This window comes from Mesoaciditoga sp. (genome assembly GCF_054006115.1).
This window is the reverse complement of sequence record NZ_JBPNHS010000005.1, coordinates 1-9,727: the sequence shown is the minus strand read 5'-3', so window position 1 is coordinate 9,727 and position 9,727 is coordinate 1. Positions and strand designations below refer to the sequence as shown.

The window sequence follows — 9,727 nt, the reverse complement described above, 5'->3', positions numbered from 1 at the left end:
TTAAGAGCCTTAACCGCATCCGTGGCGTTTTGAGCGTAAAAATCGGCGCCAAGATCTTTTGCCAGTTCTTCATTCAGCGATGCTCCTCCAACTATTACCGGTAGAGATATTCCTTCTTCTTTCATCTTTTCGATGGTTTCTTGAATTTTAGGAGCGGTGGTAGTCATCATGGCGGAAAGGCCAAGCATCACCGGCTTTTCAGATTTTATGGCATCGATTATCTTTTCGGGCGCAACGTTCCTTCCCAAATCCACAACGTCGTAACCTGCGCTTCTCAGTATAGTTGCCACTATGTTCTTTCCTATGTCATGAACATCTCCCTTTACGGTGGCTATCACGAATTTTTCGGAGCTTTCCTTCTTTTCAAAGAGCGATTGAACTTTTTCAAAAGCTTTTTGCGCGGTTTGCGCTGCCAGGATGAGTTGCGGAAGAAAGATCTTGGATTTATCGTACATGTCGCCAATAACATCCATGGCTGGTTTAAGATGATTTTCTATAACGTCCAACGGTTCTTCGGCTTTCAGAAGTTCGTCAACGTAGTCCAACAACTTTTTTTCTTCTCCTGACAGAATCAGATCTACAAGTTGGTTGGTATCTCCTTCGCCTTTTTGCACTTTCAATTCCAAAGATTTTCCGTTAAGAATGAGAGAAGATTCCAACATCTGCATCACGTTTTGATCTTTTGGATTCATAATCGCGGAATTCAATCCACAAGAAACTGCCATAGCCAGAAAAGCCGCATTCAAATACGATCTGTTGGGCATTCCAAAAGATATGTTCGACAATCCCACCACGCTTTTTAAGCCAGATTCGTTTAAATATTCTATCGCTTTTAAAGTTTCCTTTGGAGATGCTCCCGCGCCAACCGCAAGAATTATGGGATCAAAGACCAATCGCTCTTTCGAAATTCCAAAGCTTTCCGCCATCTTCAACGCTTTTTCTATGGCTTTTTTCCTATCTTCAAAGGATGTTGGAACGCCTTCTTCCATAGACAGCACCACCAACATGCCGCCATAGGATTTTATCAATTCCAACTTCTTGGCGAGTTCTTCTTCATCAGCCCTGCTTGAATTTACCAACGCGCGCCCAGGATATCTTTTTAACACGTATTCCAACGCTTCAAAAGATTGAATATCAAGGGATATTGGAGTTCCTAACTTGTAGGCTATTGAATTAACGGTATCGGACATGAACCCAACGTCCACGAATTGTTCAAGGCCAAAGTTGACGTCCAGAGCTTTTGCGCCCGCTTCTTTTTGGCTGGTGGCCACTTTCATAACCGCGTCCATATTTTTATCTTTCATGTGCTGCTGTAATTTCTTTCTTCCGGCTGGATTTATCCTTTCTCCTATCACAACGAAGTCATCGAGATCGGCTATGTCGGTTGGCGATGTGAAAGCGAACACCTTTTTTGCCTCTTCTTTTATGGGCGAACGTTTTCCAACCCTTTTGGAAATGGCAGCCGTGTAAGTTGGATCGGATCCACAGCAGGAGCCTATTATGTTTGCCTTTGCCTCCCAAAAAGAATCAACGTAAAAAGCGAAATCTTGAGGCCCTACCGGATAATGGGTTTTGCCGTTTTTTAAAATCGGAGCTCCGGCGTCTGGCTCCACAACCAGCATTTTGTCGGAGTATTTGGAAATTTCTTCGAAGATCGGAAGAATTTCCTGTGGACCAAGTGAGCAATTCACGCCTATCGCATCGACATCTAAATCGTTGAAGGTAAGCGCAAAGTTGGTTGGATCTGTGCCGGTAAGAGAGCGCGCATTTTCATCAAAGGTGAGATGAGCTATGAGAAAGATCTCCTTGGATAGTTCTCTCACCGCCAACACGGCGGCTTTCAATTCCATTATATCCGTGAACGTTTCAAGGATGATGGCATCGACTCCGGCTTTTAAGATAAGCGACGCCACCTTTTTAAAGGTGTTGAAGTAATCGTCAAATTTCATTTCACCAATGGGATAAGGCAGCTCTCCCGTTGGGCCTATATCTCCGAATATCAAGGATCCATTTGAAGCCGATTTTGCGATTCTAACGGCAGAATCAACTATTTTTTCTTGGTGGCTCTCCAGGCCAAATTTTGAAAGCTTAACGTCGTTTGCCCCAAAAGTAGAGGTGAGTATGGCGTTCGCACCGGCTCGTATGTAATCTTCATGAAGCTTTTTTATCGCTTGAGGGTTTTCCAACACGACTTTTTCTGGTACATCTGGATACCCTCTTTTTGCCAATTCTGTGCCGTAAGCACCGTCCAGCACTAAAACCCTTTCATTTAAAATCTTCTTCAATTCTTCTCTTTTCATTTTGACCACCCTATAAACGCTGATATCGTTTTTCTTGGAACGAAAATGAAACTTTCCTCGTCGCAAAGAACCTCCAGTTCACTTCCCATTTCCTTTGCAAACCATAGGTTTAATTTCAGAGGAAGGTCAACGTATCCAGGTGAAATACGCGCGCTTCCCTTTAAATTCTTTGTGTCCTTTTCTTCCCTTAGCATTCCATCCACGTATCTCGCGGTGAATTCCACGAGTTCTGAACCTATGGAATCCAACATGAAGGATCTCAATTCGTTTCCATTTTCATGGGAATTCAAAATCTCATCATCAAATTTGTGCCCAAGTGTAACGAGCATCGCGCTGATTTCCACGCTTTGTCCAAGTTGAGAGAGCGCCAATTTTCCGGTTATTTTCAAGTTTTCTATTTCTATTCCTTTTTCATCACGCGATAAAACTTCGTAATCCTTAACGATCGCCTTTGGACTGGCAATTTTCATGGCCAGCTCATACACGTCTTCGTATATCGTGACGAATTCTTGAGGGATCTTTCCGACTCCTTTAAAGCCCAATCGTGCCGCTATAACCCTTTCAGGAATCTTTACTTTTTGAGGCTGAACATCGAATTTCTTCATGACTTCTTCCTTTCATGAGAATTGTCCTGTCACTCTTTGCCTTCCAAAAACGGCTTTCAGAAGATCTTTGGTTGATTTTCCATGCCCCATTGTGAACACATGAATACCCGGAACGCCATAATCCAATAATCTTTCAACAAGCTTCGACATGTAACGAATTCCCGCCATCCATTCTTCTTTTGGAGTCTTCGCTTCCTGCATTGATTTTACCAATTCTGAGGGGATGTTTACAAAGAACCTTTTGGGTATGTTTCGCAGTGAACGAAGGCTGACAACCGGCTTGATTCCAGGAATTATTGGTATATCTATGTGAGCCTCGCGCGTGGCATCGACAAACCTTTTATAAACATCAAAATGAAAAAACATCTGGGTTATAACAAAATCCGCTCCGGCTTCCACCTTTTCCTTTAGGTGCTGAATGTCTTCTTCAAAATTCAAGGATTCGTAATGCTTCTCTGGATATCCGGCTACTCCCACGCAAAAATTGGTGGGAACCGCGTTGTCAACAGGATAAAGATACACTCCTTTGTTCATGTTGGAAATCTGCTTGACGAGATCTTTTGCGTATTTCCATTCATCCTTAGGCCTTTCATTTCCATCTGATACGCCTGCATCTCCCCTGATAACGAAAAGATTCTCAACACCAAGGTAGTTCAATTCTATCAAAAGATCTTCTAATTGGTACTTGCTCAGGCCTTTGCACACGATGTGAGGGATCACCTCTACGGATGGGTATCTGTATTTCATGGCCACCGCCAAGCCAATCGTTCCCGGCCTTTTGCTCAACCGCATTTTCGCAATTCCGTTTTCCATCTCCACATAATGCGTTATCGGAGGGTGGTTGGTTATGTTTATGAAATTCGGCGAAAACGACATAAGAGTGTCCATAACCCTTATGATGTCATCAATCGAGCCTCCGCGTTCTGGTGGAACGAATTCCAGCGAAAGAAAAGTTTTATCCTCTTCTTTCAAAATGTCTCTTATCTTCATATCATCACCTCTCAACGAAACAAAAAAGGCGTTCTTTATAATAAAGAACGCCTGACTCAGCATTTTTCTCACCACGAAACTATGGCCGAAACGCTCGCCAGGCCCCTTTTCGGCACATCATGACAGTTCCAAAGTGAAGTTTTCTAACCGCTTTCAACAATTGCATGATCGATTTCTCCTAAAAAACAATTCCTTTAATTTTAACACTTAATATTCTTATATGTCAAGCAAACAGACTAAATCACGAAAAAATTTCGTAAGAATCATTCGATGAAAAGTTATGTTTTTAATCTTGGCGCGGCTGAGGTCTAATAAAACTTCTTTCTGGAGCCTGGCTTTACCAACGGAACCTCAGTTTTACAAAGCGGGCATTCTTCAGGTTTAAACGCCTTTATTTGAATGGTTTCTAAACAAACGAACGGCAGGCCATCTATGTCTTCTCGCCGCTGTCTGCTCACTATAGCGGAAGTTGCCACCGACGATACGCCATTTCCCCTTAAAATTTTTAAAACTTCCCTTGTGGATTTCCCGGTTGTCACCACGTCTTCAACGACAACGGGTCTTTTGTAAATGGTTGGATCGAAGCCTCGTCTGAAGACCATTTCCCCGCTTCCATCTCTTTCTGTGAAAATGAAATTAATTCCCAACACGCGTGCAACTTCATACCCTATTACCACCCCACCAAGGGCCGGTGAGACGATACAATCGGGCTCAAATATTTTGAGTTTTTCGGCCAAAGCTTTTCCCACTTCTTGAGCGTAATGAGTATTTTCGAGAAGCTTCGCGCATTGAATGTAAGTGTCTGAATGAAGTCCGGAAGAAAGCAAGAAATGCCCCTTCAAAAGTGCTTTACTTTTTTCAAGCATCTTGATAAGTTCCATGATTCACCTTTCCTCCCATCTTAGTTGTTCTGCGTATTTTTGAGCGGCTTTTCGCGGATCTTTGTCAAAGATTATCGCCCTGGAAACGTTGACAAGTACCTGATTTCTTGCGGATGAAGACATAACATCTTGCGCATTTCCCCCTTGAGTCCCAACACCCGGCACGAGTATCAAAGCCTTTGGAGCCACTTCATGCACTTCTTCCAGAGCTTTTGCGACGGTTGCGCCTACAACTAAACCGCATTTATCACTAAATGGCAAAACCGATTCCGCAACTTCTATGTAAAGCGGCGGATTGCCGTGATACTCAAAGTCAACCGCACTTTTATTCGACGAAAGGCAAACAAGAAAAGCGTATTTGCCTTCGTATTCCATGAAGGGCTTCACTGCATCCCAACCCATGTAAGGAGATAGGGTTACGGAATCGAAGCCGTAGAATTCAAAGGCGGCTTTGGCGTAAGCTTCCGCCGTTGAAGCTATATCCCCTCTTTTGAAGTCGTAAATCGTTGGTATATCCTCGTCTATCAAGTCTTTTGTCTTTTTCAAAGCTTCCATTCCGCTTGGGCCAAGCATTTCGTAGAATGCGGAGTTTATTTTGTAAGCGCACGCTATATCTTTTGTCATCTCTACAATTCGCTTGTTGTGTTCGTAAACGCCACTTGCGTCTTTTGAAAAACCTTCCGGTAATTTTTCAACGTTTGTATCCAATCCAACGACAAGGACATTTTTAACTCTTTTTCTTCTCTTTTCAAACTTTTCAACGAAGTTCATCTGTAACCTCCTCTATGTGAACATCCCACCAATTCTTTGAAAGATATTTTTCTTTCCTCCAAGAGCTTTTCCGTTTTTAAGATAAAATCATCTATACCTTCTGGTTCGATCATCGCGTGCGTTCCCATGCTTACGAGGGAAGCCCCTGCTATAGCACATTCGAGAACATCTTTTGGTTCATTCACGCCCCCGAGTCCTATGATTTCGAGTTGCGGGAACCTCGCCTTCACCTGATAAACCTTCCACAAAGTGATTGGTAAAAGTGCTGGTCCGCTTAAACCTCCTACCACCCTTTTCAAAAAGGGCTTCCCGTCGTTTATGTTGAATTTTGCCCCTTGAAGGGAATTCCCAACGTTTACGATCTTGATGCCATTTTTCAAAGCGATTTCTGCCTGCTTCAAAATATCACCATCTGGCGAAAGCTTTGCAATGAGGGGTTTGCTTAACGAATGGGAACATGCGGAAAGTATTTCGGATGATAATTTTTCGTTAGATGATATCGTGCCACCTTCTCTCACATTGGGGCAGGAAAGGTTTATTTCTATCATATCGGCAAACTCTTCAACTTTTTGTCCAACTTCCAAAAAATCTTGAACATTTTCACCGCCTATGGATATTATCCTTACGGTCTCTTTGGGAAGATTGGGAGCCACTTCTCTTACAAAAGTGTCCACGCCGGGATTTTGCAACCCTATGGAATTTAGCAATCCACCTTTCGTGTAAACCAATCTGGGAGGTGAGTTGCCATCCTTTGGTTGAGGAGTAACGGTTTTTGTCGTAAATCCGCCTATCGTTGAAGGGGAAACGTATTTGAAAAATTCGTCTCCAAATCCAGCTGGCCCAGAAGCTATCACGATTGGATTTTTAAACTCTATTCCAGCCACTTCTATTTTCAATTTCTCCAATTTAAATTCACCTCTTTTGCTGAAAAAGTGGGGCCATCTTTGCAAACAAACTTAACACCGTCAGACGTCATAACGGCACATCCTTCGCACATTCCCCTTCCACATGCCATTTTTTCTTCCAGAATGAGAAATAAATTTCTATCCCTAAAAATCTCTTTTGCGCTTGACAGCATTTTAATTGGTCCACAGGCTATTATGTTCGTCGTTGGAGAATGCTTTGCCACATCAAGGGCGGTAGTCGGCTCCACTGTGTAAACAGAAGCTGGAGGGATATCCACTAGATTAAACAATTCTTCGTCTTTTGAACCCACTATCAGATGAGATTTGTTTCGTTTCGCGTAAAAATGAAGCGGGGCGTACCCAACTCCTCCCGCAATGAGTAAAGGATTATCCAAAGATGGGATCGCATTTCCCAGTGGGCCATCAAAAATGATTTTCTTGGACGTTTTTAAATGTTCTTCAAATTCGCCACCGCTTTTTATAAGGAAAGTCAAAACTCCACCTTCAAAGTCGTAAACGCTGTAAGGCCTGGCTATGTATGGGCCCGTCGGGGTTTTCAAGCGAAAGAATTGACCGGGTTCTATTTCATCTTTTCCATCGTATTCAAAAGATAAAAGAAAGTACTCTTTCTGTGAAGAGTACTTCATAGCTTTTACATCAGCTTCCATTTCGTATCACCGTACACTTTCTTTCCATCATGGAAGGTTGCCAACACCCTTCCTTTTAAATTCTTGTTCAAGAATGGCGTGTTCCGTGATTTTGAAAAGAGTGTCTGAGGAGAGGGTACCCATTCATCGTTGGGATCGAAAACGGTGAAATCAGTTGGGTTTTTGCTTTCTATCGTTCCACCATCCATTCCGTACAATTTTGCCGGTTTAGAGGTAACCAGCGAAAGGAGCTTTTCAATCTTTATCCCTCGCTTTGATACAATGAACAGTTCGTTGAGCAAGGTTTCAAAGCCGATTATTCCAAAGGGAGCCGCCTGGAACTCCACTTCCTTTTCATGAACGGCGTAAGGCGCGTGGTCAGTTATGATCGCGTCTATTGTGCCATCTTCTAAACTTTCGTAAAGCGCTTTTTGATCTTCTTCTGTTGGGAATGGTGGGTTGATCTTCTTTGACGTATCGTAATCTTCGATATCTTTGTCTGTAAAAAGCAGGTGATGAACGCAGACGTCGCAGGTAACGTTTATTCCGTCCGCTTTGGCGTGCCTTATCAGCTCAACGCTTCTTTTCGTGGAAATGTGTGCTATGTGAACGTGGGCTTTGGTAAGATAGGACAACTCTATTTCCCTTGCTATGGCTATCGATTCCGCGGCAAAAGGAGTGGGATACACACCATAAAGGGTCGAATACCATCCTTCGCGCATGTGGCCACCTTTGAGATACTGCTCTTCACAGTGAGAAATTATAAGTTCGTAGGCGTATTCCATCGCATGACGGGCGAGCGCGGAGTCGTTCAAGAACGCCCCATCATCTGAAAATCCCACCACACCAGCTCTTGCCATCCTTCCCATTTCCGAAAGTTCTTTTCCCTGCCTTCCTTTCGTGATGGCACCAACGATCTTAACATCAGCCGATGCTTCTTTTGCCCTTTCCTTTAAATAAATCACCGCATGTTCCGTGTCTATGGCGGGCGTTGTGTTTGGCATCGCAAAAACGGTTGTTATACCCCCATGAGCTGCCGCTTTGGTACCGGAGTAAACATCCTCTCTCCACAATTGCCCCGGACTCTTAAATGCACATGCGTGTCTATCAATCCCGGCAAAATCCACATGCCATCCAAATTAAGCTCTTTCTCCTCTTGCGACGAAAGTTCGATATGAAAATCCTTATTTTCTATGAATTCTTCCCCATTGAATACCTTTGCTCCCTTAAGAGTTAACACCGTTATCACCTCCGAGAGTGAGATAAAGAAGTGCCATTCGCGTTGCAACGCCATTCGTTACCTGCTCTTCCACCTTTGAATTTTCCGAATCCGCAAGTTCTGTCACCACCTCAACGCCACGATTCATTGGCCCTGGATGCATGAATATGGAAGATTTGGATGTTCCCTTCATTACTTCTGGCGTCAAACCGTAAAATTCGTTGTATTCATCCAATGAAGAGAAGAAACCGCCAGTTTGCCTTTCAAGCTGCATTCTCAGTCCCATTACCACATCTGCGCCTTTTATCGCTTCTTTGACACTGTGCGAAATTCTTACACCGTATTCTTCAGCTTTCATTGGAATCATGCTTTTTGGACCGCAAAATGTAACGTCTGCTCCCATCTTTTTCAGCAACTTTGCATTTGAACGGGCAACGCGACTGTGAAGGATGTCTCCCACGATCACCACTTTCAGGTCTTTAAGCTCTCCAAACTTTTCCCACATGGTGTAACCGTCCAAAATTGCCTGAGTGGGGTGAGCCCTTATGCCATCACCGGCGTTTATGACTATGGCGTTCGTGTATTTCTTTAACATCATTGGGCTGCCCGGTTCACTGTGCCTTATAACGTACAGGTCAATGCCCATTGCGTCTAACGTTTTAACCGTGTCTTTGAAAGATTCGCCTTTCTTTAACGAACTTGTGGAGGATGAGAAGTTAACGACGTCAGCATTCAATCTTTTTGCCGCTATTTCGAAAGACATTCTTGTTCTCGTAGATGGCTCAAAAAAGAGCGTGCACACGGTTTTTCCACGTAAAGCCGGAACTTTCTTTATAGGTCTTTTTAAAACCTCTTTGAATTCTTTCGCCGTTTGGAATATCTGCAAGACGTCCTCTTTGCTCAACACATCCACGTCGAATATGTCTTTACCAGCTATACTCATTCTTCATTACCTCCCATGTAAAATATAGTTGTTAAATGAAACATCTTAATGGAGAAACCCGTTTACCTCCTAGGCATAAAAGCCTGCTACAAGGATTGGGTCCCTCTCCTTATCACGTTTCAGAGTAATGGTCTTCGAGACCGTACCTATTATGGGAATGTTGAAAGGAGGATTTTCAAAATGGTTTACATTGGTATTGACGTTTCTTCTGACAAATTCAACGTCTGTATTCTCTATCCTGATTCCTCCAAATCCATAGACCTTTCTTTTCGTCAGTCTCGAAGAGGCTTTGAAAAGTTCCATTCAAAGCTTCTCAACATCCATGAGGATGTCCTTATTGCCATGGAGTCGACAGGTGTCTATCACATGAGTTTGTATGAGTTCCTCTCTTTAAAAGGTTTTGAAGTGCTGTTGCTTCATCCATACACTCTAAAACATTTTCTCAAAGCTTATTCACATTCAAAGA

The 9,727-nt window shown here is 43.2% G+C and carries 11 protein-coding genes; 1 reads left to right on the top strand and 10 read right to left on the bottom strand.

Annotated features, from left to right (window positions below):
- The 10 genes from ACXJIN_RS00800 to ACXJIN_RS00755 form a co-directional block, all read right to left on the bottom strand.
- Positions 1-2,300, bottom strand: a 2,300-nt coding sequence (locus ACXJIN_RS00800; RefSeq protein WP_456398702.1) for a homocysteine S-methyltransferase family protein, incomplete at its 3' end; no start/stop codon positions are given.
- Positions 2,297-2,905, bottom strand: coding sequence for a methionine synthase (locus ACXJIN_RS00795; RefSeq protein ID WP_456398701.1), 609 nt, complete (start codon positions 2,903-2,905; stop codon positions 2,297-2,299). The genes ACXJIN_RS00795 and ACXJIN_RS00800, both read right to left, overlap by 4 nt.
- A 12-nt stretch (positions 2,906-2,917) precedes the next feature.
- Positions 2,918-3,895, bottom strand: coding sequence for a methylenetetrahydrofolate reductase (locus ACXJIN_RS00790; protein ID WP_456398689.1), 978 nt, complete (start codon positions 3,893-3,895; stop codon positions 2,918-2,920).
- A gap of 308 nt (positions 3,896-4,203) precedes the next feature.
- Positions 4,204-4,776 carry an orotate phosphoribosyltransferase gene (pyrE, locus tag ACXJIN_RS00785; RefSeq protein ID WP_456398685.1) on the bottom strand — a complete coding sequence of 191 codons (573 nt, stop codon included), beginning with the start codon at positions 4,774-4,776 and terminating at the stop codon, positions 4,204-4,206.
- Positions 4,777-4,779: 3 nt separating this feature from the next.
- Complete coding sequence (gene pyrF, locus ACXJIN_RS00780; RefSeq protein WP_456398683.1) at positions 4,780-5,547, bottom strand: orotidine-5'-phosphate decarboxylase; 768 nt, start codon at positions 5,545-5,547, stop codon at positions 4,780-4,782.
- On the bottom strand, positions 5,544-6,452 hold the full coding sequence (locus ACXJIN_RS00775) for a dihydroorotate dehydrogenase (RefSeq protein ID WP_456398682.1): 909 nt from the start codon (positions 6,450-6,452) through the stop codon (positions 5,544-5,546). The genes pyrF and ACXJIN_RS00775 overlap by 4 nt, the downstream gene beginning before the upstream one ends.
- On the bottom strand, positions 6,440-7,120 hold the full coding sequence (locus ACXJIN_RS00770) for an iron-sulfur cluster-binding protein (protein WP_456398680.1): 681 nt from the start codon (positions 7,118-7,120) through the stop codon (positions 6,440-6,442). Before ACXJIN_RS00770 ends, ACXJIN_RS00775 begins: the two co-directional genes overlap by 13 nt.
- A complete protein-coding gene (locus ACXJIN_RS00765; RefSeq protein WP_456398678.1) occupies positions 7,105-8,172 on the bottom strand; it encodes a dihydroorotase in 1,068 nt (355 codons plus the stop codon). The genes ACXJIN_RS00770 and ACXJIN_RS00765 overlap by 16 nt, the downstream gene beginning before the upstream one ends.
- On the bottom strand, positions 8,118-8,339 hold the full coding sequence (locus ACXJIN_RS00760) for a hypothetical protein (RefSeq protein WP_456398676.1): 222 nt from the start codon (positions 8,337-8,339) through the stop codon (positions 8,118-8,120). Before ACXJIN_RS00760 ends, ACXJIN_RS00765 begins: the two co-directional genes overlap by 55 nt.
- Positions 8,326-9,261 (bottom strand): aspartate carbamoyltransferase catalytic subunit, encoded by a 936-nt coding sequence (locus ACXJIN_RS00755; RefSeq protein WP_456398675.1) that lies wholly within the window; start codon positions 9,259-9,261, stop codon positions 8,326-8,328. The genes ACXJIN_RS00760 and ACXJIN_RS00755 overlap by 14 nt, the downstream gene beginning before the upstream one ends.
- Before the next feature lie 180 nt (positions 9,262-9,441).
- Between ACXJIN_RS00755 and ACXJIN_RS00750 the strand changes: the two genes are divergently transcribed.
- The coding region (locus ACXJIN_RS00750) for an IS110 family transposase (RefSeq protein ID WP_456398673.1) at positions 9,442-9,727 on the top strand (286 nt) is incomplete at its 3' end.

What these genes read in the sequence shown, in the direction of transcription:
- ACXJIN_RS00795 (WP_456398701.1), bottom strand. Translation starts at nt 2,905, where the DNA reads ATGAAGAAATTCGATGTTCAGCCTCAAAAAGTAAAGATTCCTGAAAGG.
- ACXJIN_RS00790 (WP_456398689.1), bottom strand. Translation starts at nt 3,895, where the DNA reads ATGAAGATAAGAGACATTTTGAAAGAAGAGGATAAAACTTTTCTTTCG.
- pyrE (WP_456398685.1), bottom strand. Translation starts at nt 4,776, where the DNA reads ATGGAACTTATCAAGATGCTTGAAAAAAGTAAAGCACTTTTGAAGGGG.
- pyrF (WP_456398683.1), bottom strand. Translation starts at nt 5,547, where the DNA reads ATGAACTTCGTTGAAAAGTTTGAAAAGAGAAGAAAAAGAGTTAAAAAT.
- ACXJIN_RS00770 (WP_456398680.1), bottom strand. Translation starts at nt 7,120, where the DNA reads ATGGAAGCTGATGTAAAAGCTATGAAGTACTCTTCACAGAAAGAGTAC.
- ACXJIN_RS00755 (WP_456398675.1), bottom strand. Translation starts at nt 9,261, where the DNA reads ATGAGTATAGCTGGTAAAGACATATTCGACGTGGATGTGTTGAGCAAA.